Source organism: Glutamicibacter sp. 0426, from assembly GCF_001906485.1.
GTDB classification, from domain to species: domain Bacteria; phylum Actinomycetota; class Actinomycetes; order Actinomycetales; family Micrococcaceae; genus Glutamicibacter; species Glutamicibacter nicotianae.
The window spans coordinates 529,442-552,909 of the sequence record NZ_MPBI01000003.1; the positions used below are offsets into that span (position 1 = coordinate 529,442).

The window sequence follows — 23,468 nt, forward strand, 5'->3', positions numbered from 1 at the left end:
CGGGCACCGGTGCACCGGTGCCCGCCTGCACCATTTAACCCGGCAGCGCGTAGGCTTAACCCGTGCAGAAACTTCGAATCGCCTACGTCACCGGCGTCACCCCCGGCAAATGGATGGACCGCTTCCAGGAGCGCTATCCGGCCATCGAGCTGAAAGCCTGGCGCCTGGATGAGGGGGAAATCCTGGACCTGCTGGCCGCCGGCGAGGCCGACGCGGTGTTCGTGCGCTACCGCGGGGATTCGCCCAAGGACGCGACGCGCCACGTCATCCCGCTCTATGAGGAGCTCGAAGTGGTCTGCGCGGGCAAGGACCACGATGTGGAGTACTACGAGGAATCAGTGCCGCTGGACATCGTCGAGTCGTTTCCGCAACTGGACCTGGCCGATTACCCTCAATCCGTGGGCGGCATTCCGGTAGCGATGGAGGTCGTCGCCTCTGGAGCCCAGGTGCTGCGCACCACGCAGTCAATCGCCCGGCTCTTCGCCCGCAAGGACGTGGTGGTGCGCCTCATCGAAGACGGCTCGCCAACCCAGGTCGGCATCGCCTGGCCGACCGCCACCGAGGACACTGCAGTGCTCGAGGAATTCATCGGCATCGTGCGCGGACGCACCGCCAGCTCCTCGCGGCAGAATTCGGTGCGCAACCAGGAGCAGAAGGCCAAGCGCATCAACGAGCAGAAGAAAGCCAAGGAAAAGGCCAAAGCCAAGGCAAAACAGCAGGCCAAGAGCCCATCCAAGAAGCCGCAAGGGGCCAAGGCCAAGCCACGCAAGCGCCACTGACAATCCATCACGTGACGCAGGTTACGTGAGAGAGTTAGGGGTATGAAGCAATTCGATACCCTCACCCTGAGCACCCAAGGCTCGGCCCTCATCCTGACCGTAGACCAGCCAAAGTCGCTGAACGCACTGGCAAAAGAGGTTGTCAACGACCTTGAATCCTTCCTGGACTGGTTCGAGACCACCGGATACGAATACCGCGGACTGATCATTACCGGCGCCGGGGAGAAGTCCTTTGTCGCCGGGGCGAATATCGTCCAGATGAACTCCATGGACGAGGCCACGTTCACCGCTTACGCCAAGCAGATGCACGCCGTGACCGAGCGCCTGGAGTCGCTGCACGTCCCGGTCATTGCCGCAGTCAATGGCTTCGCCCTGGGCGGTGGCTGCGAGCTGGCGCTGGCCTGCGATTTCATCTACGCCTCCGAGCGGGCCAGCTTCGGCCAGCCGGAAGTCAACCTGGGCCTGGTGCCCGGCTTTGGCGGCATGGTGCGCCTGCCGCGCCGCGTGGGCAACGCGATGGCCCGCGAGCTGATCTTCACCGGGCGGCGCATCAAGGCCGAGGAAGCATTGCGCATCGGCCTGGCCAACCGGGTGGTCCCCGCTGAGCAGCTGCTCGACGTCGCCGTGGCGGCCATCGAAGAAGCCGCGGCGGTCTCTCCCACCGCTATCTCCATTGCCAAGCGCGCCATGGTTTCGATGGACGGGCTGGACACGCATCAGGGGCTGGGTCGCGAAGTCGACGCGTTCCTCCAGGCTTACCACACCGCCGACTCGGTGGAAGGCCGGTCCGCCTTCGTCGAGAAGCGCTCGCCGGTCTTCCCGGGCAACTAGCCGGGCGGCCAGCCATGCACTACGGGGCGCACCGGGACCAGTACGTCCAGTTCTACGAGCCCGAACGCATCACCGCCCGCGGAGCGGTGATGATCATCCACGGCGGATACTGGCGTGAGAAGTACACGGCCAGCCTCGGCGTGCCCTTGGCGCAGGATCTCGCTGCCCGCGGGATTCCCGCCTACAACCTCGAATACCGGCGCGGGCCGGGCAGTGCGGCGAAAATGCTGGCCGATGCCCGGCTCGCCCTGGGCCTGGTCAAGGAAGAAGGGCCGATCACGCTCATCGGCCATTCGGCCGGGGCCCAGCTGGCCTGCGTGCTGGCAGCCCATGACCAGCGGGTCTCCCAGGTGATCAGCCAAGCCGGGGTGCTGGACCTGGAAACCGCCCAGCGGCTGAAGCTCAGCGACAGCGCGGTGGAGGAGATGCTCGGCGGTGCGCCACTGGGCGCCTGCAATCCGGTGGAATTATGGCCAATGCCTGCCCGTGTCGTAATCTTTCATGGACGGGACGATGGCGATGTTCCGCCAAGAATTGCCCGCATCGCGGCCCAGAAAGCGGCCGCGCTCGGACAGGAGCACAGCTTCTCGCTGTTCGACGGCGACCACTACACCTGGATCGATCCGCACAGCAGCCAATGGGCTGCCTGCGTGCGGGCCCTGTCCCCACTGCACTACTGAAGGAGCAGCATGAACCCGACGGTGATCGGCGAGGCCCTCGTTGACGTCCTGGCCTCCGGCATTGCCCCAGCCCAGGAGTTCGTCGGGGGCAGCCCGCTGAACGTCGCGGTGGCGCTCTCCCGGCTGGGCTACCCGGGGACCCTGATCTCCCGCTGGGGCGCCGATGACAAGGGCCGGAAGATCGAGCAGTACCTGCAGGAGAACAACGTGGCTTACCTGGGCGGGGCCGACGACCAGGCCACCGTCATCGCCCATGGCATCCTCGACCCGGCCGGCGGCGCGGCCTTCGCGTTCAATGCCTACTGGCAGATGCCGACCATCGGTCCGGAGCTGGCCCAGGACGCCGAGCTGGTGCACACCGGCTCCATCGCCACACTGTTCAGCCCCGAAGAGCTGCTCCCGCTGCTCTCGGCGGCGCGCACCCACGCCACCATCAGCTACGACCCGAACCTGCGCCCGTCGCTGGTGACCAACCATGCGCAGACCGTCGCCGAGGTCGAGCGCTTCGTCGGCCAGGCCGACGTGGTGCGGGTTTCCGGCATCGATTTGAAGTGGCTGTACCCGATGCGCTCGGTCCAGGACTCGGCTCGGGCCTGGCTGGACATGGGTCCGGCGATCGTGGTTTCCACCGCAGGCTCGCGCGGCTCCTGGGGAGTGGTCCGCGCCGGCGACGCCGAATTCACTGCTCCCTCGGTCGAGGTGACCGATACTGTGGGGGCCGGCGACACGTTCACCGCGGCGCTGCTGTGCTGGCTGGCCGAGCACGGACTGATTGGCGCGGCCAACCGGGAGAAGCTGAACCAGCTGCAGATTGGCGAGTTGTCCCAGGCCCTGGAATTCGCGGCCATGGCCGCCGCGGTGACCGTGCAGCGTGCCGGAGCGAATCCGCCGCGCCGCCAGGAGCTGTAGATGATCAAGCTGATCGCGTCGGACCTCGACGGCACCATCGTCGCCAAGGACGGCACCATTTCCGAGCGGACAAAGCGCGCTTTCATCGAGGCCCGCGAGTCCGGCATCCAGATTGTCTTCGTCACCGGACGCCCCTTCCGCTGGCTCACCCCGATCATCGAGGCCTTCGGCGGGATGGGCAAGGTCATCTGCTCCAATGGCGCGGTGCTCTACGACCTGGAGCAGGATGAGGTGATCTGGTCGCGCACGCTCAGCGCGGCCACCGCGCGCAAGGCGAGCGAAATCATCCTGGAGCTGGAACCGAAGGCGGCCTTCGCCGCGGAGACCACCAAGGGGCTGCACCTGGGCGAAGGATTCGCCGACCGCCACCACAACTTCGGCGTGCAGGCGGTGCTGGATCTGACCAGCGACTCCATTGATTCCGAGGGCATCGTGAAGTTCCTTGCCCGCTCCCCGCACCTGCCGATCGACAAGTTCTATGCCTCGGCCGGGCCGCAGCTGGCCCAACTGGTTTCGGTGACCCATTCGGCCTTCGACGTGTCCCTGCTGGAAATGGCGCATGTGGATATCCACAAGGCCACCACGCTGCACGAGTACTGCCAGCGCCTGGGCATTGCCGCCGACGAGGTGATGGCCTTCGGCGACATGCCCAATGACATCGAAATGCTCGAATACGCGGGCCACGGCTACGCGATGTCCTCCGGGCACCCCACCACGCTGGCCTCCGCCCGATTCCGCGCGCCCTCGCTGGCCGAGGACGGGGTAGCCCAAGTCATCGAGGACCTGCTGAAATGACCTACGCGTTTTCGCACCGAGGGGTGCGCACAGGGAACGAGGAGAATACGCTGCTCGCCTTCCAGCGCGCCGCGGAACTGGGCATCACCCACTTCGAATCGGACGTGCACGCCTCGGCGGATGGCACCGTCTACCTCTTCCACGACCACACCCTGGATCGGGTCACCGACGCCAGCGGGAATTTCAACGGCTTCACCGACGCACAGCTGGCAGAGGTCCGCGCCGGCGGGCAGCCGCTGTGCACGCTTGACGAGCTGCTTGATGCCTTTGGGCAGGCCACGCTGAACCTGGACGTCAAGGACGAGCACGTGATCGGGCCGCTGGCCGAGCTCATCGAGCGACGGAAAGCCCACGGGCAGATTGCCCTGGCATCCTTCTCCACGGCGCGCAGCGCCGCGGTGGGCCACCTGCTCTCCGCGCCGATCCGGCGCTCGCCGGGGCAACGCGAAATGGTTGCCATCTGGCTGTGCGCCCACCTGCTGGGCTGGGTTCCGAAGCGCCTGCTGGCGGGCTACTGGGCAGTCCAGGTGCCGCTGAAGCAGGGCATCTTGCCGGTGGCGACGCGCCGCTTCATCAAGGCGGTCCACCGCGCCGGCGCGCAGGTGCATGTCTGGGTCATCGATGACGAGCCGACAATGCGGCTGCTGATGGACCGCAAGGCCGACGCCATCATGAGCGATGACGCGGCCTTGCTGGTACGGGTTCTCGGCTCCTGAACTGAGCCTGGGAAATATGCCCTAGGAGATATCCAGGGTACCCAGCACGGCCGGGGCATGCTCCTGCAGGTGATCGTCGCTGGCATCCAAGAGCAGGCGCAGCCAGGTCTCGTGCTGCGAGAGCGGCGCAACCAGGCAGGCCGGATTGATCAGGTCGTAGAGCTCATCGGGCGAGCCGTAGTCGGAGAACTGGTCCAGGTACGCGAAGAGCACCTTCATCACGCGCTCGTCGCCGGTTTCGCAATCCCACGCCTCGCACATGGCGGCCAGCGGAGTGTTCAGCGAGGAGAAGGGGTGCGCCCAATGCGCGGAGCCCAGATTCAGGATGCGGCCGTGCTCTCCGGTTTCGCTTGGCACCACGACCTGCGACAAGTCGAAGTTGCCGTGCTCGATGCTCAGCGGCACCGCACCGGCATGCAGGGCGTCGGTGGCCTTCTTCAGCGCACCCAGATGCGAGACCAGGTTATCCGCGCTGGAACCATCCAGGTACAGCGGGTGGGAGGGGTCCAATGACACGTGCATCATCAGCGCCTGCTCGTACTGCTCGGGCAGGAACTGCGGGTCAACCACGGTGACCCCGGAATCGAAGAATTCGTCCTCGTGGCCCATCAGCGCGACCTGGAAGGAGCCGAGCGAGGCCATGGCCAGCTCCCAGTTCTCCACCGAATCGCCCAGGTCCGCCAGGGTGTGCCCGTAGTCCGGGCTGAGCATGTAACCGGCGATCCGGTCGATGGCCAACGGCATCACCACGCGGTCGGGCAGCAGCTGGCCGGCAACGACCGTGGTGGCCGGCTCGGAGGCCAGCCCCGGAGCGTTGGCGCTGAAGATCAGGTCGGCGGCATCGGTCTGCACCGTTGCCTGGATCTGGTGCAGATCGGCAGGCCAGAAGTCAGGTCCTGCGGTGCGCGCGATGCCGTAGGCCTCGCACGCAGCGTCGATCCATTCGGCGGTAGCCTCACGCCAGTCATCGCTATTCCATGCATCTATCCACTGAGCCACATTCTTATCGTAGTATGTCGAAGCAAGCGCGTTGAGTTGCTACGGTAAGGACTACGGCCAGTAATACGCTCCTCTTTCGAAGGATTTCGATTGTGAACGCTTTTCGTCCTGAGTACCGACATCGTGATTACAAGGCCGTCCTCTTCGATCTGGATGGCGTGATCACCCCGACCGCGCTGCTGCATCGCAAGGCGTGGGAAGAACTTTTCACCGGCTTTTTCGACAAGCACCCGGGCGTGGCACCGTACACGACCGCGGACTACTTCAACCTGCTTGACGGCCGTCCGCGCTATGACGCGGTGGCCGCCATCCTCGAATCCCGCGGCATCCAGTTGCCGCGCGGCGAGGAAAGCGATCAGCCCGGCGAGGACAGCATCTGCGCCCTGGGGAACATGAAGAATGAGAAGTTCACGCAGGTGCTGCAACGCGACGGGATCGACCCCTACGCCGGTTCCGTGGCCTTCCTGCAGCAGGTGCTGGAGGCCGGGCTGGACGTCGCGGTGGTGTCTTCCTCGCGCAATGCGCGGATGGTTCTGGCTGCCGCCGGATTGGCTGGCCATTTCCCGCTGGTGATGGGCGGGCAGGAAGCCGCTGCACGCCAGCTTGCAGGCAAGCCGGCCCCGGACACGTTCCTGGCCGCCGCCGCGGATCTGGGCTGGCGTCCGGAGGAATGCGCAGTCATCGAGGACGCCACCAGCGGGGTGAGCGCGGCGCGTGCCGGAGGCTTCGGCGTCATCGGCGTGGCCCGTGAAGACAACGAGGCGGCCCTGCTGGACGCCGGCGCCCATTTCGTGGTCCATGACCTGTCCGAGCTGGTCTCCGAGCATGACGCCAAGGCCTGGGAAGAAGACTCCTGGTCGCTGTGGCGCGGGAACCAGCGCGAAAGCGGCGGCGCCGAGGACACGGTGTTCTCCCTGGGCAACGGCTTCCTTGGCGCGCGGGCGGCGCAACTGGGCTTGGGGGACCAGGCCGGCGGCACCTTCATCAACGGCCTGCATGAGACCTGGGAAATACGCCATGCCGAGAGCGCCTTCGGGCTGGCCGAAACCGGCCAGACCATGATCAGCGCCCCAGATTTCCGCACCATGCGCGTCTTCATCAATGACGAGGCCCTGGAAGTCGGCCGCACCGAGATGGTTCGTGACGAACTGCGCCTGGATTTCCTTGACGGGACGCTGACCGCGCACACCCTGTGGCGAACTGCAGAAGGCCACCGCGTGGCCGTCACCGCGCGCTCGATGATCTCCTTCACCGATCGCCATCTGGCGCTGCAGGACGTGCATGTGCGCCTGCTTGATGCCCCGGCCCAGGTGCTGATCCAGTCCTCGGTGATCGGGTATCCTTCCAGCCGCCAGGTGGCGTCCCCGCAGGAAGCCGATGCCTTGGGCCCCGTTGACCCGCGCAAAAGCGAGACGGTCCGTGCCAATCCGCTGCACCCTGCCGGCATCCACAGCGATGGGCCGCGGCTGGGCATCTCCTACGAGGTCCTCGGATCGGGGATGTCGGTAGCGGCAATGGTCCAGCACGAGGTGTCAGCCACCGGCGGGACGCAGGCAGAACTGTCCGTGGACCGCAAGGTACGCGATGACCGCGCGGATGAAGTGATCAGCGCCAGGCTGGACGCCGGGCAAGGCGTGCGCGTTTCCAAGTTCGCGGTCTACCACTCCTCGCGGCGCCATCCGGCCCAGGAGATGCTCTTGCGTTCGGAGCGGGCCTTGGAGCATCTGGTGCCGTTGGGGATCGATGAGCACTTCCGCGCCCAGCGCCGCTTCATGGCTGATTACTGGGAACGCAGCGATGTGCAGGTGGATACCGATGAGCCCGAGCTGCAGCGCAAGATCCGCTGGAACCTGTTCCAGCTCGCCCAGGCCGCCGGCCGGGCCGACGGACTGGGCATCAGCGCCAAGGGCGTGAGCGGCAACGGCTATTCCGGGCATTACTTCTGGGATACCGAGATCTATGTGATGCCGTTCTTGACCTACACGAACCAGCAATGGGCGCGCAATACGCTGCGCGCCAGGGTCTCGATGATTCCGGCAGCGACCCGGCGGGCGCGGACCATGAACGAGGAAGGCCTGCTCTTCCCCTGGCGCACGATCAACGGCGAGGAAGCCAGCGCCTATTATCCGGCGGGTACGGCGCAGTACCATATCAACGCCGACGTGGTGTATTCGCTCAACCGGTACCTCGGGGTCATGGAGGACGACGAATTCCTGCTGGCCGGCGGGGCCGAGATCCTCGTGGGCACCGCGCGCATGTGGGCTTCGCTGGGGTTCTGGCGCGGCGAGCCGGGCAACGAGCGCTTCCACATCCATGGGGTCACCGGGCCCGATGAGTACACGGCGGTGGTCAACGACAACCTCTACACCAATGTCATGGCGCGCTTCAATCTGCGCCGCAGCGCCCAGCTGCTCTCCGAAATGGCCCAGGAGCATCCGCGCGAGTACGCGGAACTGGCCAGCCGGCACGCGCTGGAAGACGAGGAGCTCGCGCTGTGGCTCAAGGCTGCCGACTGCATGCACATCCCGTATTCGGAAGCTGTCGGAATCCACCCGCAGGACGAGCACTTCCTGAACCGCGAAGTCTGGGACCTGGCTAATACCGGTGCGGATAAGCGGCCGTTGCTGCTGCACTACCACCCGTTGGTGATCTACCGCTTCCAGGTGATCAAGCAGGCCGACGCGGTGCTGGCGCTCTGGCTGCGGTCCAGCGATTTCACTGACGAGCAGAAGCTCGCCGACTTCAACTACTACGATCCGCTGACCACGGGAGACTCGACGCTCTCTGCCACGGTGCAGTCGATCCTCGCCGCGGAGGTGGGGTACCGGGATCTCGCCTGGGAGTACTTCGAGCATGCGCTGAACGTGGATCTCCAGAACCTGCACGGCAACACCGCTGACGGCGTGCACGTGGCGTCGACCGGCGGGGTCTGGTCGGCGCTGGTCTACGGCTTTGCCGGGCTGCGCGACGATGACGACCGGCTGCGCTTCGATCCGCGGCTCCCGGAGAGATTCCGGGCCCTGCGTTTCAACCTGGGGTGGCGGGGCATGCGGATTTCCGTATGCTTGCGCCCCGAAGCCATCGAGTTCACCCTGCATGGGGAATTCTCGCGTCCGATCTGGGTGCGCGGCCAGCAGGTCGACCTGCAGCCAGGGCAAGCTATCAGCGTTGCGCTCGCCGGACAGGGCCCGCTGCTGGAAGGCAGGCCAAGCCTGGAGCATGTCCTCTCGCTGCAACGGGAGGCCGGCGCGGAGGTGCCCAACAAGGCCTGGTAGGCGGCGCGGAATGCAAAGGAGGCAAGAACCCGGTTTGGGTTCTCGCCTCCTGCTGCGCGACGCGCACGGTTCACCGCCAGGGATGCCTAGAGGGTCATCTCCTCCAGCTGGCGCCCCTTGGTTTCCTTGACCAGGAAGATCACGAAGATCAGCGACAGCAGCGCGAAGCCCGCGTAGATTCCGTAGGCTAGTGCCAGGCCAGCCTCGGCCAGCGCGGGGAAGGTGGTTGAGACCGCGAAGTTGGCGATCCACTGCGCCGCGGCTGCCACGCCCAGGGCCATGGCGCGGATCGAGTTAGGGAAGATCTCGCCGAGCAAGACCCATACGGCCGGACCCCAGGTGGCGCCGAAGCCGACGACGAACAGGTTCGCCGAGACCAGGGCGATAATGCCCCAGCTGCCCGGCAGCGACACGGCGCCGTCGATGGTGACCGACTGGGCGAAGGCCACCGCCATCATGCCCAGCGACAAGGTCATGATGGCCGAGCCGATGGCGAGCAGCAGCTTGCGTCCCAGCACGTCGATCAGCAGCACCGCCACGATTGTTGCCACCACGTTGGTCACCGAGGTGATCAGCGAAATCGTGAAGGAGTCCGATTCGGCAAAGCCGACGGACTTCCACAGCGTGGTGGAGTAGTAGAAGATCACGTTGATGCCGACGAACTGCTGGAAGACCGAGAGCAGGATGCCGACCCACACCAGCGGGTGGAAGCCGAAGCGTCCCAGCAGGTCCTTGAAAGCCTGGCGCCGCTCGATGTGCACGGTGGCGCGGATCTCCTCGATCTTCTTCTCGGTATCGGCTCCGGCCTTCATGCCCATATCGCGGGTCAGCACGGCAGCTGCCTCGACATAGCGGCCGCGCTCGACCAGATAGCGCGGGGATTCCGGAAGCCGCAGCGAGAGCAGGCCGTAGAGCGCCGCTGGAACCAGCAGCGACAGGTACATCCAGCGCCAGGCGGCCAAGCCGAATAGGCCGACGGCATCTGCCGAGCCCATCACGAAGACCAGCAGCGCGCTGACCAGGAAGGCCACGAAGATGCCCAGCACGATGGCCATCTGCTGCATGGTGCCAAGGCGTCCGCGGTGCGCGGCGGGGGAGACCTCGGCGATGTAGGCAGGGGCGATCACCGAGGCGAAGCCCACGCCGATGCCGCCGACGATGCGCCAGATGATCAGGTCGGCCACGCCGAAGCACAGGCCGCAGCCGAGGGCCGATGCGGCCAGCAGGATGGAGGCGATGAGCATGGTGCGCACGCGTCCTACGCGTTCGGAGACCACGCCGGCCACCCATGCTCCCAGTGCCGCGCCGAGCAGGGCGCAGGAAACGGTGAAGCCGATGGTTACCGCGTTGAGCCCGAATTCGTGCTCGACGGCGTCCACGGTGCCGTTGACGATCGATGAGTCATATCCGAAAACGAACCCGCCCAAGGCCGCCCCGAGGGCGATGAAGATGAGTCGCGCGGAGAGTTTTCCGTCTGGTGTTGTCGCAGTCACAATGTGCCATGCTATCGGATTCGAGCGCCGCAGAATCCAGATTTTCCGAATTTTCTTGGGAGATCAATCACAATTTGGAAGGATTCCTTACTTTAACGATTTGCGTGGCCTGAACAACCGTTTTGCTTCACGCCTGACCAGCCCGGGAATTCCCGTACAAAAAGGCAGGCCGGCAGTGCGCTAACGCGCACTGCCGGCCTGCCGAAATATTTCTTGCTAGATTTCCGCGCTCTTCTGCGCGTCGGCCAAGTCGTTGCCGCGCAGCTTGGCCACGGCACTCATCAGGTGGAAGACCACCAGCGTGGCGATCGAGCCCAGGGCGATGCCGCCGAGCTGGAACTGGCCGAAAGCGATTTCGCTGGTCACCGCGATCGCGATGATCAGGCCGGTGCCGGCGGTCATCAGGTTGATCGGATTGCCGAAGTCCACCTTGGCCTCGATCCACAGGCGCGCGCCGACGATGCCGATCATGCCGTAGAGCACGATGCCCAGGCCGCCGATCACGCCCACCGGAATGGTGCCGATCAAGGCGCCGAACTTCGGCAGGAAGGCCAGGGACATGGCCACGATCGCGGCGATCCAGTAGGCAGCGGTGGAGTACACGCGCGAGGCGGCCATGACGCCGATGTTCTCGGCGTAGGTGGTGGTCGCCGAGCCGCCGCCGAAGCCGGCGAGCACGCTGGCGGCGCCATCAGCCATCAGCGCCCGTCCGTTGAACGCCGACAGGTCGCGGCCGGTCATCACGCCCACGGTGCGCACATGGCCGATATTCTCGGCGATCAGCACGAAGACCGCAGGCAGGAACATCAGCGCGGTATCGAAATGGAAGGTCGGGGTGTGGAACTCGGGCAGGCCGAACCATGCGGCGTCGCCCACCTTGGAGAAGTCCACCTGGCCCTGGGCCAGCGCCACCAGGTAGCCGCAGACCAAGCCGACAAGGATCGAGAGCCGGCCCAGCAGGCCCTTGAAGGCCACCGTGGCCACCACGGTGAAGAGCACCGTGAGGAAGGTGGTCAGCGGGAAGTCCTTCATCGGGGCCAGGGTGGCGCTGGCCAGGTTCAGGCCGATCAGCGCAACAATGGTGCCCATGACCACCGGCGGCATCAGCGCGTGGATCCAGCCGGTGCCGGTCTTCTGCACGATCAGCCCGACGATGAACAGCAGCACGCCGGTCATCACGATGCCGCCCAGGGCGCCGGACATGCTGTGCGACCCGGTGGTCGCGACCACCGGGGCGATCAGGGCAAAGGAGGAACCCAGGTAGCTGGGCACCTTGTTCCTGGTCATCAGCAGGAAGATGATGGTGGCCAAGCCGGTGAACAGCAAGGTGGTGGTGACCGGGAATCCGGTCAGCGTCGGAACCAGGATGGTGGCGCCGAACATCGCCAGGATGTGCTGGGCGCCGATGGAAACGGTCTGCGGCCAATGCAGCCGCTCATCCGGGGCAACTACCTCGCCTTCGGTGATGGTCTTGCCGTTGCCGTGGATGCTCCAACTCATGATTCCTCTTCCCGGCCCTGCGGGTTTCAGGCCGTAGAGAATTCTACTCGGTTCTCGTGGGCCTGCGCGAAGAACGCCAGCTCGTGCTCGCTGGAACGCAGGAACGCCTGGCGCATTTTCTCGCGCAGCGCCGGGTCGGCCAGCGTCCACGCGGTGCGCACCATCTCGATCGCCTGGGCGGTGGCCTCGTCGAATTCCGGGGAGGAATAGGTCTCCAGCCAGTCGCCGTAGGGGTGCCCGGCATGGTTGGCCGCCGCCAGCCGCTTGCCGATGTCCTGGTAGAGCCAGTAGCACGGCAGGATTGCGGCGATCAGCTCCGCATAGCTCCCGGTGCAGGAGGACAGGTGGTTCACGTAGTTCAGCGTGGTCGCCGAAGGGTTCGCCAGCCCTTCCACCAGGTGGCTGCGGTGCAGCTGCAGCTCGCCCTCGAGGATCTGGCCGGCGCCCTTGGCCCAGAAGCGCTGCGCATCCAGGTCCGGGGCCAGCGCGCTGGCCTGCGCCAGCACCTGGGCGTAGCGCTGCAGGTACAGGGCGTCCTGGGCCAGGTAGTACTCGAACTTCTCGCGTTCCAGGCTGCCGTCGGCCAGCTGCATGATGAACGCCAGCTCGTCGATGCCCGCACGCAGGCCCGCGATGTCCTCCCACCAGCCGGCCATCGGATCAGCGCCGGCGAAGAACCCGGCGAAGTGGTTGACCGGGCCGTGCCCGCTGCCCACCTGCAGCTGGTCGGCCGCCGCAATTGCCGCCGACAGATACGCCTTGGACTGCTCCAACGCGGCGGTCCAGTCTCCGGTGGCCGCGAAGCGGGTGGCCAGGGCGCTGGAGAGGGTGCAGCCGGTGCCGTGGGTGTTCTTGGTGGCATGGCGCGCACCGTGCAGCTCGCAGAGCACCCCGTCCGCTGCTACCAGCGCGTCGGGGCAGTCCGCCCCGGCCAGATGCCCGCCCTTGGCCAGCACCAGGGCCTCGTGATTGGCCGCCAGGCGCTGGGCCTGGCGCAGCACCTCGTCCCATGATGCGGCTACCGGCTCGCGCAGCAGGCTGGCCAGTTCCAGCAGGTTCGGGGTGATCACCGTGGCCCGGTCCAGCAGCGAATCGAGCGCCGCTTCGCCATCCAGCAGGCGGTCCCCGCTGGTGGCCACCATGACCGGGTCCAGGACTACCGGAGCATCCACGGTGTCCAGCCAGCCGGTGACTGCGCGGATCACCTCGGCGTTGGCGAGCATCCCGATCTTGATTGCATCGATGCGGATATCCGCGCTGATGGCTTCAAGCTGGGCGAGGACGAAATCGCCGCTGATCGCCTGCACCCCGGACACCCCATGGGTGTTCTGCGCGGTCAAGGCGGTGATCACGCACATTCCGTAGCCGCCGTTGGCGGCAATGGCCTTCAGATCCGCCTGGATTCCGGCGCCACCGGAAGGATCGGATCCTGCAATGGACAAGATGTTCATTTGGCGGCCTCCCATGCCGAAACGAGCTGCGCGCTGGCCTGCTGCGGATCCTCTGCATTGCAGATGGCGCGGACCACTGCCATGCCCGCTCCGCCGCCGGCACGGATGGCTGCCGCGTCCTCGTGGGTAATGGCGCCGATTGCCACGCAGGGCAGCGAGGCCAGCGTCGTGGCACGCGCAAAGCCGTCGAGGCCCAGGGGAGTGGGATGGTCCTTCTTCGTCGGGGTGGCGCGGACGGCCCCCACACCGAGATAGTCGATGACCGCGGCGTCCTTGTTCGCCTGGGACAGTTGCTCATCGCTGGAAGCGCTCAGTCCGATGACGCCTTCGCCGATGATCTGCCGGGCCAACTGCACCGGCACATCCTTCTGCCCGATATGGATGCCGTTCACGGCTGCACCGGCAGCCCGCGCCGCGAGGTAGACGTCGATGCGGTCATTGATCAGCAACTGGGCCTTGCCCTCGGTGAGCTTGGCGGCCGCGCAGGCCAGCTCGAAGAATTCCCGGGCGGTTTCATCCTTGGCGCGCAGCTGGATCCACTGGATTCCTCCGGCGACGGCGCCTTCGATCACTTCCAGGGTGCTGCGCGGGGTGCAGCTGGCAGTATTGGCTACCAGGTAGGCTCCGTAATCATGCATGGTTCAGTTCCTCGTGCTTCAAAGTCTTAAGTTCTTCTGGATCGGTTGCGGACAGCGCATCAATGAATGCGACGGCGAAGCTGCCCGGACCTGTGCTGTTCTCCAGGGCCTTTTCAGCGGCCAGCCCGTAGAAGCCGTGGGCCGCGATGGCGGCCTCGAACGGGTCATCGTGGACCGCAATCATGCCGGCGCAGAACGCGCCCAACGCGCAGCCGCCGCCGGTGATCCGCGTCAAGCCGATGCCGTTGGTGTGCACCAGGACTGTCCGCGCGGCATCGATGATGGCATCGGACTGGCCGGAAATGGCCACCACGCAGTCATGCTGCTGGGCCAGATCGCGTCCAGCCGCCAAGGCGGCAGAGACGTCATCCAAGGCATCGACACCGCGTGAAGCCGATTGCCGTCCGGCCAGTGCCAGGATTTCCGAGGCGTTGCCGCGAATCAGGGCCGGGCGTTGCCTGGCAATGCGCCGCGCAAAATCCGTGCGCACCGGCAGGGCGCCGACCGCTACCGGATCAAGGATCCACGGGGTGCCTGCTGCGCTCGCCGATTGCACGGCTTCTTCCATGGCGGCCAGCTGCTCGGTGCTCGGAGTTCCCAGATTCACCAAGACGGCGGAAGCCGCCTTTGCGAAGGGGCCGGCCTCTCTGGGCAGATCCGTCATGGCCGGGGACGCGCCGGATGCCAGCAGGACATTGGCGGTGAAATTTGCTACGACGGTGTTGGTCAGGCAGAAAACCAAAGGTGATTGTTGCCGGTATTCTTGGGCAACTGCATGCAAAGCCATGCGACATCCCTCCGCTAGCGTGAACTAGATCAGGTTCAACGGGTCTCATCTCAGTCGGTTGTTCCGACACCCCGTGTCACTGCCATAGAGCGTACGCACAAGCGGTTCCAAGGACAAGTTACTTACGCTCGCGCCGCGCCACCAAGGCCTTGAGCGTGGCCGCATCGACCTGCTGGGCGGCTGCCAGCGCCCAGAGGTGATCCACCGCGGCCAGCAGGTCTTCGCTGGCATCCACCGGCCGAAGCCGTTCGTTGACCACTGTGCCGGCCCGCCGCCGGGAGGTGATCAGACCTTCGGCTTCCAGTTCCTTGTAGGCACGCGCTACCGTTCCGGCAGCAACGCCGAGGTCGGTGGCCAGTGCGCGCACGGTGGGCAGCTTGCTGCCTGCGGGCAATTCTCCCAGGGTGATCAGCGAGGCGATCTGCAAGCGGATCTGCTCGTAGGGTGCAGTGGCCGCCGCGAGGTCGACACTGATTTGTGTGCTCATGATGCTGCTGTCGGCTGCTGTGCACGCACCATCGCGGTACCAGGACGCTCCAGGAAAATCACCGCTGGGACAACGAAGACCAGAAGTGCAAACAGCCCCAGGCCTGCAGGGAAGCCGTAGCCAATCAGCAGCATGGCAAGCACAGCGCTGGTGGCAACGCGCATCGACCGCAGCTCCAGAACCCGCCGATACCAGATTTCTTCAGCTGGCGAGACGGCCCAGGGAATAGTCGCCCGGCGGCAGGACCAGATGAAGCCCATATGCGCCGCCGCAAGCAGCAGCAACAGCCCGATGACTAGTCCCCGGTTCGGAGGAGCGAACCCCCACAGCGTCTCCAGCGGTGGATCCAATAGCAGGTAAGCGCAGATGGCAACCAGCAAGCCAGCGGCGATGTAGGACCACAAGGGCAGGGGTGCATGATGCTTTGGTGCTGCACTCGCCTGCCGAGCCACCTTGCTGGCGTAGCCCAGATACAGCGTATTGAGCACGATGTAGAGCAATGCCGCACCGGCAAAGAGCACCAGGATCCACGTAGTTCGTTCATTGGTCGGCATCCGGAATTCCTCATCCACGGGCAGGAATGACCAGCCGATGGCAACGGCGAGCAATGCAAGGGTAGCCGTGGTGTATTGCAATGCGAAGAGCTGATCTCGCAAGCGCGAGAAGGCGGTCCGTTCCCTGGTGGTGGAGTGAGCCGAGAATGTGGTGCGCGGACCCCAGAAGAACAGCGTAAGAGCCACCGCAAGGGCGCCATAGTTCAATAACTCGTACGGTCCACCGGTTGAATAGCCTTGCGAGTAATTGGCCACCGATACGCAAAATGCCAGCAGCACGATACCGGTATTGCGCAGCAACCGGTTGAGCCATACCGTGCGCAAGGCCTGGTTGTCTTCGGCGGTGATGCCGGCCAAGGGGCGCCGGTTCAGGATCACTGCTGCAATCACCCCGGCGGCCACGACGATACCTGCCAGAGCCACGATGAAGACCGGGAGCATTTGGTTTCCGGGCAGCAGGCCATCGGTTGGGCCCGCAGAGGTGTAGGAGTAGCTGCCATCAGAATCGAACATAGTGGTTTCCGACTCTGGGATGCCAACGCTCCCTTCGACGCGGGAAGCAGGCCACAGCAACCCCACCGCGGCCAGCAGCAACAGCGCGACGAAAATCCCCAGGGACTTCGGGAACGGCGTCGCCAGGGTGCGCGCCTCCAGTGAGGCGGTGCGCACCGGCTGGAGTTCCTTGGGCCAGGTGAACAAGCCAATGAGGTAAACGAGAAGAATCCAGATTCCCGGCGAGAGAGCTGCAGCGAAAACCGAACTCGAATCGGTCCCGTTCATGGGAATGCGCCACGTCTCAGGCAGATCCCACGAAGTCGAAGCGAAGAATGCGATCAATGCGCACCAGAATGAGTGCGACTGGGCGCGGACGATAGCCGGTGCCTCACGCCGATGCGCCACGGAGCGCAACCACAGGTATATGACTGCGCCAACGAAAGCGATGGATATGGCGCTCGCCGGGATCTGGCTCATGGCCATTAATGTATCAACTATTTGATACATATTGAATCCCTTCGCGAATTAATCAGTGAATATCCGCCTCGTTGCCGTACGCTCAAAACATGGGTCTGTTTACTTCCACGCCGTTGCCCGAACCGGTCGGCGATTCCGCACCTCCGGTGGACGAGCATCCATCGCGCATTGCAACAGTTCTGAGCCATTTGCGGCGTTCTGCTGACACCCGGATCACGCATCCGCGACGCTTCCGCCTACAGCAGCTCAAGGCCCTGGAAAAGATGCTCGACGAGCATCTGGAAGACTTCGTCCAGGCCCTGGCTGAAGACCTGAGCAAGAGCGCCACCGAGGCCAAGTTCTCCGAGATCGACGTGGTGCGCGCAGAAATAGATTTCGCCCAACGCCACCTCGCTGAATGGATGGATTCCACCAGCGTCAAAGTTCCGCTGGCCCTGCAGCCGGCCATGGCCAAGGTTGAGCCGCGTCCGCTGGGCGTCGTGCTGATTATCGGCGCCTGGAACTACCCGGTCCAGCTGGTACTCGCACCGCTGGTCGCGGCCATTGCCGCCGGCAACGCCGCGGTGATCAAGCCATCCGAGCTGGCTCCGGCCACCTCGGGCGTCTTGGCCAAGTTCCTCCCGGTCTACCTGGATGAACGTGTTTATGCGGTCGTTGAGGGAGGAGTGGACACCTCCACCGAGCTGCTTGCCGCCCGCTGGGACCATATCTTCTACACCGGCGGTGAACGCGTGGCCAAGATCGTGGCTGCCGCGGCGGCAAAGCACCTGACGCCAACCACTTTGGAATTGGGCGGAAAATCGCCGGCCGTGGTGGAAAACGATTCGCTGGCTTCGGCAAAGCGCCTCGCCTATGCCAAATTCATGAATTCCGGTCAGACCTGCGTGGCCCCGGATTATGTCTTGAGCATTGGGGACTCCACTGAGCTCATCCAGCGCCTGGGCCAGGCCATCACCAGCTTCTACGGCAAGGAGCCGTTGACCCACCCGGACTACGGCCGCATCGTCAGCCGCAAGCACTTCGACCGGCTGTTGTCGATGTTCGAGCAGGGCGAGGTGGTTTTCGGGGGCGAATATGACGAGGAAACACTGCGCATCGCACCGAGCATCATGCGCAATCCAGATCTTGAAGGAAGCTTGATGACCGAGGAGATATTCGGTCCAATTCTTCCAGTGATCGAGGTGGAAAGCTTCGAGGAGGCCCTCGAATTCATCGCCCGGAGGCCGTCTCCGCTGGCTGCCTACCTGATGAGCGAAAGCCCGCGGCTGCAGTCGATCTTCTCCGACCGGGTGCGCGCCGGCTCAATCGTGCATAATGCCCCGCTGGCCCAGATGGTCGTTCCAACCCTGCCTTTCGGCGGCATCGGACCGAGCGGGATGGGGGCCTACCATGGCAGGCACGGATTCGAGCGGCTTTCGCAGATGCGCTCTGAACTCAACAAAACGACGGTAGTTGACACCCTGAGCGCAATATATCCTCCGTATTCATGGGCTAAGCGAAAGATTATTGATCGCTTACTGTAGCGCGGTTCATAGCGTTGTGGCTTGTCAGGGTGCTTGGATTGATAGGTTGGAAATTTTCAAGCATCAGGAGATGTAACGCATGACTGAGCCCGCACCGTCCCAAGACGGTCTGAAGCGTGGCCTCAAAGCTCGCCATATGCAGATGATTGCCATTGGCGGCTCGATTGGTACCGGACTTTTCGTCGCTTCCGGCGGCACCATTGCGCAAGCAGGTCCCGGCGGTTCGCTGGTGGCCTATGCGCTGATTGGCCTGATGGTGCTGCTCCTGATGCAGTCACTGGGGGAAATGAGCGCCCGCCTTCCGGTCGCCGGGTCCTTCCAAACCTACGCAACGGTCTTCGTGAACCGCCACTTCGGCTTCGCGATCGGCTGGAACTACTGGTTCAACTGGGCAATCACCGTGGCTGCCGAACTGGTAGCCGCCGGGATCATCATGTCCTATTGGTTCCCGGATACTCCGGGATGGATCTGGGCTGCCGTCTTCCTGGCGCTGCTCACCGGCTTGAACGCGTTGTCCGCCAAGGCGTTTGGCGAGGGCGAGTACTGGCTGGCCGCGATCAAGGTCATCACCGTAGTGGTCTTCTTGATCTGCGGTGTCGCAATGATCTTCGGCATCCTGGGCGACTCCACGCCAGGTTTCAGCAACTGGACCGAGGGCGAGGCGCCATTCGTTGGCGGCTGGCTGTCGATCGTCTCGGTGTTCATGATTGCCGGCTTCTCCTTCCAGGGCACGGAGCTGATCGGCGTGGCCGCCGGAGAGGCAGAGAACCCCAAGCGCGACATCCCTCGGGCCATCAAGGCGATCTTCTGGCGGATCATGCTGTTCTACATCGGCGCGATCTTCGTGATTGGCATGCTGATCCCGTACCTGGATCCTTCGCTGCTCTCCTCCGAGGCATCGGATATCACCACCTCGCCCTTCACCCTCGTCTTCGAGCGGGCAGGCGTGGCCTTCGCCGCGGCCTTGATGAATGCGGTGATCCTCTCGGCCATCCTCTCGGCGGGCAACTCCGGCCTATATGCCTCTGCGCGCATGCTTTATTCGATGGCGCTGGACGGCAAGGCGCCAAAGATCTTCGCCCGCTTGAACAAGCGCGGCGTGCCCATGCCGGCCATGCTGATGACCGCATCCGTGGGCCTCTTCGGCTTCCTGACCGCGATCATCGGGCAGGGTTCGGCCTATACCTGGCTGCTGAACGTCTCGGGCCTGTCCGGGTTCATCGCGTGGGTGGGCATCGCGGTGTGCCACTACAAGTTCCGCAAGGCATACATTGCCAGCGGACAGGATCTGGCGAAGCTCCCGTACAAGGCGCCGCTGTTCCCGCTGGGTCCGATCCTTGCCTTCGTGATCCTGATCGTGGTGATCGCCGGCCAGAACTACCAGGCCATCCTGGATGGAAACCTGCTGCAGATGGCTTCCAGCTACATCGGCCTGCCGATCTTCCTGCTGCTGTGGCTGGGCCACTGGCTGGCTACCCGCAAGCAGCCAGCCGTGGAAATCGACCCATGGACCGCGAAGCTGAATTAGCCAGCTAGCGCGGCATCGACAATCACCCGGGCCTCTGCCAGCACCTGCTGCAGATGTTCGGGTGTTTTTGTCGATTCTGCATAGATCTTGTAGATGTCTTCGGTGCCCGACGGGCGCGCGGCAAACCATGCGTGCTCGCTGGAAACCTTCAGACCGCCAATCGGGAAGCCGGCCGCTTGCGTGGCCTTGGCGGTAATCGGATCCGAAGCCAGCTCGGTGGCGGTGACCATCGAGGGATCCAGCTTGCCCAGGATGGCCTTCTGCTCGCGGTTTGCCGGCGCATCGAAGCGGTCGTAGAAGCTGGGACCATGGCGCTCGACCAGCTCGGCATGCAGCTGGCTGGGGCTCTTGCCAGTTACCGCGCGGATCTCGCTGGCCAGCAGGGCCAGCATCAGGCCGTCCTTGTCGGTGCTGAACGCCTTGCCCGAGAAGTCCAGGAAGCTTGCCCCAGCCGATTCCTCGCCGCAGAAGGCGACCCTGCCCGAAGCCAGCGGCTCAACGAAGTACTTGAAGCCCACCGGAACCTCGCGCAGCACCCGGCCGTGGGAGGCCACCACCTTGTCGATAAGCACCGAGGAGACCAGCGTCTTGCCGATCTGGGCATCGGCGGGCCACTGCGGGCGGTGGGTGAGCAGGTAGTCGATGGCCACGGCCAGGAAGTGGTTCGGGTTCATCAGGCCCGCATCAGGGGTGACAATGCCGTGGCGGTCGGCGTCGGCATCGTTGCCGGTCGCGATGTCGTACTTCTCGCGGTTGGCCACCAGCGAGGCCATGGCATGGGCGGAAGAGCAATCCATGCGGATCTTCCCGTCCTTGTCCAGGGTCATGAAGCCGAAGCGCGGATCCACGGACTCGTTGACCACTTCGAGGTTCAGGTTATAGCGCCGGGCGATCTCGCCCCAGTAGTGCACCGACGCGCCGCCCAGCGGATCTGCGCCAATGGAAATTCCGGAATCCGCGATGGCCTTGAAATCGATCACTTCCGCCAAATCGGCGATGTACAGTTCGCGGAAGTCGAATGGCTGGGCATTGGGCTCGCCGCGCTTGATCTGCCCGCTGGCCAGCAGCTCGTTGGCCCGTGCGGCGATGGGCCCGGTGATTTCGGATTCGGCCGGTCCGCCATGCGGCGGGTTGTACTTGATGCCGCCGTCGGTCGGCGGGTTATGCGAGGGCGTGATGATCAGGCCATCGGCCTGCTCGCCGCCGCTGGCGTTATGCACCAGAATTGCGTGGCTGACCGCTGGAGTGGGAGTCAGCCCGTCATCGGCCAGCACTCTGACGCCGTTGCCTGCCAGCACTTCCAGCGCGGTGCCGTATGCCGGCTCGGAGAGCGCATGGCTGTCCTTGCCCACGTACATTGGCCCAGTGATGCCCGCGCTGTTGCGGTAATCGACCACGGCCTGGGTGATCGCGGCGATATGCGCTTCATTGAAGGTGGTGTTCAGCGAGCTTCCGCGGTGTCCCGAGGTGCCGAAGATGACTGCCTGGTCGGGGTTGGTGCTGGATGGAACCAGGGTGCTGTAGGCATCGAGCACCTCCTGCAGATTGATCAGGTCCGATTCTTGGGCTGGCTGGCCAGCTCGGAGGTGTGCCACAGATTGCCTTTCAGATTGATGCGCTTATCGCGGTTTCGTAGAAGAATGGTAGTCAAATGAGCTACTACCAGTATCCGCAGAACCCCTACCAACGACCGCCAGAATCCGCCGGCCTCTCGACGGCTTCCTTGGTGCTCGGCATCTTGTCGTTGCTGGGCTTCTCTGTCATTATCCTTGTTCCGCTGGCCGGAGTCATTACCGGACACCTGGCCTACCGGCGCGAACCTGCTTCCCGGGGCTTGTGCCTGGCCGGGCTGATCACCTCATGGATCGGATTAGCCCTAGCCATACTCGGATATGCGCTGGCCATCTGGTTCTTCTGGGCGATGTCCACCGGATTCGGCTACGGCTCGTATTACGACGACGTGATCTTCTCCCTCGGGTTCCTCCACTAGTTCCAGGGCATGAAAAAGCGGTTGGCTCATATCTGAACCAACCGCTTTCTCCATGCCCGAATGCCTAGTGGATCGAGCCCATCAGCTTCTTCAAGGCCGGGGTAGCTGCCATCATGGCGATACCCAGGACGACGGCGGTGCCGCCCATGCCGATGAAGTACGGGATCTCATTGCCCTCGGTGTAGTAGCCGGCCAGCACACCCGACAGGGTGGTGCCCAGCGAAACCGAGAGGAAGAACAAGGCGATCATCTGGGTGCCGAAGGCGGCCGGCGCCAGCTTGGTGGCAATTGCCTGGCCCACCGGCGAGAGCAGCAGCTCGGCAAAGGTGCACAGCAGCAGGATGCCGACCAGCGCCAGCAGCGGAGTCTTCACGAAGGATTCCAGCGGGATGAACAGCAGGAAGGCCGCGCCCACAACCACCAGCGACAGTCCGAACTTCATCGAGGTGCGTGGCTGGCGCTTGCCCAGCTTGGTCCACAGTGCGGCGAAGATGCCGGCGAAGATGATGATGAAGACCGGGTTGATCGAGGTGACCCAGCTCGGCGGCATTTCCCAGCTGCCCAGGTGGCGGTCCAGCCGCTGGTCCGAGTAGGCGGCGATGAAGGTGAACTGCTGCTGGAACAGGGCCCAGAAGGCAGCCGAACCGATGTAGAACGGAATGAAGGCCCAGACCTGCTTGCGTTCGGTGGCGTTGACCTTCTTACTGCGCAGGATCAATGCGAAGTACACGATCGACGCGGCGATCACCACGTAGGCGATGGTGCTTGCCAGATTCTGCGGGGTCACGATCTTGGACGCGAATGCGGCAATGATCAGGACGATCACGGCGACGAAGATGACCACGTAGCGGTTGCGCTCGGCGGCCGGCAAAGGGTTGCTCGGGATGCGGCCGGATTCCGGCAGCTTCTTGCGGCCCATGGCGTAGATCGCCAGGCCGATGGCCATGCCGACAGCTGCGGCCGCGAAGCCGATGTGGAAACCGTACTTGACCTGCAGCCAGCCGGTGAGCAGCGGTCCGAGCAGGCCGCCGATGTTCACGCCCATGTAGAACAGGGAGAAGCCTGCATCGATGCGCGGATCATCCTTGGAGTACAGGGAGCCGACCAGGGCTACGGCGTTGGCCTTCAGGCCGCCGGAGCCGATGGCAACGAGGACCAGTCCGACGATTAGGCCCACATAGCCGGGCAACAGGGCCAGGCCGATGTGGCCGAGCATGATCGCGATGGCCGAGAAGAACAGGACGCGTTCCGAGCCGAACAGGCGGTCGGAGAGCCAGGCGCCCAGGATGGTGGACAGGTATACGGCGCCGCCGTAGGCGCCGACCAGCGACAGGGCCAGGCCCTGGTCCATGCCCAAGCCGCCGTCGGTGACCGAGTAGTACATGTAGTAGGCCAGCAAGCCCTGCATGCCGTAGAAGGAGAATCGCTCCCACATTTCGACGCTGAACAGGCTTGCGAGCGCACCGGGATGACCGAAGAAGGTCTTCCCGGAAGATTTGGTGCTCGTTGTTGCAGTAGACATACGTAACATTTTTCGCTTTTGCCTACGCGAGTACCTACT

At 64.3% G+C, this 23,468-nt stretch carries 20 protein-coding genes and 1 riboswitch; of the genes, 10 read left to right on the forward strand and 10 right to left on the reverse strand.

Annotated features, from left to right (window positions below; genetic code table 11):
- Positions 1-62: 62 nt before the first annotated feature.
- Genes BKX98_RS10780 through BKX98_RS10805 form a run of 6 tightly spaced genes read left to right on the forward strand, consistent with a single transcriptional unit; the run spans position 63 to position 4,710 of the window.
- Positions 63-779, forward strand: coding sequence for a LysR family transcriptional regulator substrate-binding protein (locus BKX98_RS10780; protein WP_073707202.1), 717 nt, complete (start codon positions 63-65; stop codon positions 777-779).
- 42 nt (positions 780-821) lie between these two features.
- Positions 822-1,610: an enoyl-CoA hydratase/isomerase family protein gene (locus tag BKX98_RS10785; protein WP_052253933.1), complete on the forward strand. Its 789-nt coding sequence runs from the start codon at positions 822-824 to the stop codon at positions 1,608-1,610.
- A gap of 14 nt (positions 1,611-1,624) precedes the next feature.
- Positions 1,625-2,290 carry an alpha/beta hydrolase gene (locus tag BKX98_RS10790; protein ID WP_052253932.1) on the forward strand — a complete coding sequence of 222 codons (666 nt, stop codon included), beginning with the start codon at positions 1,625-1,627 and terminating at the stop codon, positions 2,288-2,290.
- Positions 2,291-2,299: 9 nt separating this feature from the next.
- Entirely contained in the window at positions 2,300-3,199 is a 900-nt protein-coding gene (locus BKX98_RS10795; protein WP_038992695.1) for a PfkB family carbohydrate kinase, read from the forward strand.
- Complete coding sequence (locus tag BKX98_RS10800; protein ID WP_066142683.1) at positions 3,200-3,994, forward strand: Cof-type HAD-IIB family hydrolase; 795 nt, start codon at positions 3,200-3,202, stop codon at positions 3,992-3,994.
- Complete coding sequence (locus tag BKX98_RS10805) at positions 3,991-4,710, forward strand: glycerophosphodiester phosphodiesterase family protein (RefSeq protein ID WP_073707203.1); 720 nt, start codon at positions 3,991-3,993, stop codon at positions 4,708-4,710. Before BKX98_RS10800 ends, BKX98_RS10805 begins: the two co-directional genes overlap by 4 nt.
- A 21-nt stretch (positions 4,711-4,731) precedes the next feature.
- Here BKX98_RS10805 and BKX98_RS10810 read toward each other — a convergent pair whose 3' ends face one another.
- Positions 4,732-5,709 carry a hypothetical protein gene (locus BKX98_RS10810; RefSeq protein WP_038992692.1) on the reverse strand — a complete coding sequence of 326 codons (978 nt, stop codon included), beginning with the start codon at positions 5,707-5,709 and terminating at the stop codon, positions 4,732-4,734.
- A gap of 92 nt (positions 5,710-5,801) precedes the next feature.
- On the opposite strand from BKX98_RS10810, the gene BKX98_RS10815 reads away from it, so the two are divergent.
- Positions 5,802-8,984, forward strand: coding sequence for an HAD-IA family hydrolase (locus tag BKX98_RS10815; protein ID WP_073707204.1), 3,183 nt, complete (start codon positions 5,802-5,804; stop codon positions 8,982-8,984).
- Between the two features lie 86 nt (positions 8,985-9,070).
- Here BKX98_RS10815 and BKX98_RS10820 read toward each other — a convergent pair whose 3' ends face one another.
- The 7 genes from BKX98_RS10820 to BKX98_RS10850 form a co-directional block, all read right to left on the reverse strand.
- Positions 9,071-10,477, reverse strand: a complete 1,407-nt coding sequence (locus BKX98_RS10820) for a sugar porter family MFS transporter (protein WP_073707205.1) — start codon at positions 10,475-10,477, stop codon at positions 9,071-9,073.
- Between the two features lie 216 nt (positions 10,478-10,693).
- Complete coding sequence (locus BKX98_RS10825; RefSeq protein ID WP_038992689.1) at positions 10,694-11,977, reverse strand: uracil-xanthine permease family protein; 1,284 nt, start codon at positions 11,975-11,977, stop codon at positions 10,694-10,696.
- Between the two features lie 26 nt (positions 11,978-12,003).
- Entirely contained in the window at positions 12,004-13,428 is a 1,425-nt protein-coding gene (thiD, locus tag BKX98_RS10830) for a bifunctional hydroxymethylpyrimidine kinase/phosphomethylpyrimidine kinase (RefSeq protein WP_073707206.1), read from the reverse strand.
- Positions 13,425-14,066: a thiamine phosphate synthase gene (gene thiE / locus BKX98_RS10835; RefSeq protein WP_038992688.1), complete on the reverse strand. Its 642-nt coding sequence runs from the start codon at positions 14,064-14,066 to the stop codon at positions 13,425-13,427. The genes thiD and thiE overlap by 4 nt, the downstream gene beginning before the upstream one ends.
- Entirely contained in the window at positions 14,059-14,853 is a 795-nt protein-coding gene (gene thiM, locus BKX98_RS10840) for a hydroxyethylthiazole kinase (RefSeq protein ID WP_073707207.1), read from the reverse strand. The genes thiE and thiM overlap by 8 nt, the downstream gene beginning before the upstream one ends.
- A riboswitch (TPP riboswitch) is annotated at positions 14,843-14,937 on the reverse strand. It overlaps the preceding gene by 11 nt.
- A 34-nt stretch (positions 14,938-14,971) precedes the next feature.
- Positions 14,972-15,340, reverse strand: coding sequence for a GntR family transcriptional regulator (locus tag BKX98_RS10845; protein WP_038992686.1), 369 nt, complete (start codon positions 15,338-15,340; stop codon positions 14,972-14,974).
- Positions 15,337-16,866: a hypothetical protein gene (locus BKX98_RS10850; RefSeq protein ID WP_143181093.1), complete on the reverse strand. Its 1,530-nt coding sequence runs from the start codon at positions 16,864-16,866 to the stop codon at positions 15,337-15,339. The genes BKX98_RS10845 and BKX98_RS10850 overlap by 4 nt, the downstream gene beginning before the upstream one ends.
- An 89-nt stretch (positions 16,867-16,955) precedes the next feature.
- On the opposite strand from BKX98_RS10850, the gene BKX98_RS10855 reads away from it, so the two are divergent.
- Both BKX98_RS10855 and BKX98_RS10860 read left to right on the forward strand, forming a co-directional pair.
- A complete protein-coding gene (locus BKX98_RS10855; RefSeq protein ID WP_073707209.1) occupies positions 16,956-18,389 on the forward strand; it encodes an aldehyde dehydrogenase family protein in 1,434 nt (477 codons plus the stop codon).
- A 79-nt stretch (positions 18,390-18,468) separates the two neighbouring features.
- Positions 18,469-19,917, forward strand: coding sequence for an amino acid permease (locus BKX98_RS10860; protein ID WP_038992683.1), 1,449 nt, complete (start codon positions 18,469-18,471; stop codon positions 19,915-19,917).
- Here the strand turns inward: BKX98_RS10860 and pgm are convergent.
- Entirely contained in the window at positions 19,914-21,512 is a 1,599-nt protein-coding gene (pgm, locus tag BKX98_RS10865; protein WP_073707210.1) for a phosphoglucomutase (alpha-D-glucose-1,6-bisphosphate-dependent), read from the reverse strand. The genes BKX98_RS10860 and pgm overlap by 4 nt on opposite strands.
- 56 nt (positions 21,513-21,568) lie before the next feature.
- On the opposite strand from pgm, the gene BKX98_RS10870 reads away from it, so the two are divergent.
- Complete coding sequence (locus BKX98_RS10870; RefSeq protein ID WP_066142647.1) at positions 21,569-21,907, forward strand: DUF4190 domain-containing protein; 339 nt, start codon at positions 21,569-21,571, stop codon at positions 21,905-21,907.
- Between the two features lie 64 nt (positions 21,908-21,971).
- Here BKX98_RS10870 and BKX98_RS10875 read toward each other — a convergent pair whose 3' ends face one another.
- On the reverse strand, positions 21,972-23,429 hold the full coding sequence (locus tag BKX98_RS10875; RefSeq protein WP_083515630.1) for a peptide MFS transporter: 1,458 nt from the start codon (positions 23,427-23,429) through the stop codon (positions 21,972-21,974).
- Between the last annotated feature and the right edge of the window lie 39 nt (positions 23,430-23,468).

Coding starts and splice junctions, on each gene's coding strand:
- BKX98_RS10785 (WP_052253933.1), top strand. CDS start 822: ATGAAGCAATTCGATACCCTCACCCTGAGCACCCAAGGCTCGGCCCTC.
- BKX98_RS10790 (WP_052253932.1), top strand. CDS start 1,625: ATGCACTACGGGGCGCACCGGGACCAGTACGTCCAGTTCTACGAGCCC.
- BKX98_RS10795 (WP_038992695.1), top strand. CDS start 2,300: ATGAACCCGACGGTGATCGGCGAGGCCCTCGTTGACGTCCTGGCCTCC.
- BKX98_RS10800 (WP_066142683.1), top strand. CDS start 3,200: ATGATCAAGCTGATCGCGTCGGACCTCGACGGCACCATCGTCGCCAAG.
- BKX98_RS10805 (WP_073707203.1), top strand. CDS start 3,991: ATGACCTACGCGTTTTCGCACCGAGGGGTGCGCACAGGGAACGAGGAG.
- BKX98_RS10825 (WP_038992689.1), bottom strand. CDS start 11,977: ATGAGTTGGAGCATCCACGGCAACGGCAAGACCATCACCGAAGGCGAG.
- thiD (WP_073707206.1), bottom strand. CDS start 13,428: ATGAACATCTTGTCCATTGCAGGATCCGATCCTTCCGGTGGCGCCGGA.
- thiE (WP_038992688.1), bottom strand. CDS start 14,066: ATGCATGATTACGGAGCCTACCTGGTAGCCAATACTGCCAGCTGCACC.
- thiM (WP_073707207.1), bottom strand. CDS start 14,853: ATGGCTTTGCATGCAGTTGCCCAAGAATACCGGCAACAATCACCTTTG.
- BKX98_RS10845 (WP_038992686.1), bottom strand. CDS start 15,340: ATGAGCACACAAATCAGTGTCGACCTCGCGGCGGCCACTGCACCCTAC.
- BKX98_RS10850 (WP_143181093.1), bottom strand. CDS start 16,866: ATGAGCCAGATCCCGGCGAGCGCCATATCCATCGCTTTCGTTGGCGCA.
- BKX98_RS10855 (WP_073707209.1), top strand. CDS start 16,956: ATGGGTCTGTTTACTTCCACGCCGTTGCCCGAACCGGTCGGCGATTCC.
- BKX98_RS10860 (WP_038992683.1), top strand. CDS start 18,469: ATGACTGAGCCCGCACCGTCCCAAGACGGTCTGAAGCGTGGCCTCAAA.
- BKX98_RS10870 (WP_066142647.1), top strand. CDS start 21,569: ATGAGCTACTACCAGTATCCGCAGAACCCCTACCAACGACCGCCAGAA.
- BKX98_RS10875 (WP_083515630.1), bottom strand. CDS start 23,429: ATGTCTACTGCAACAACGAGCACCAAATCTTCCGGGAAGACCTTCTTC.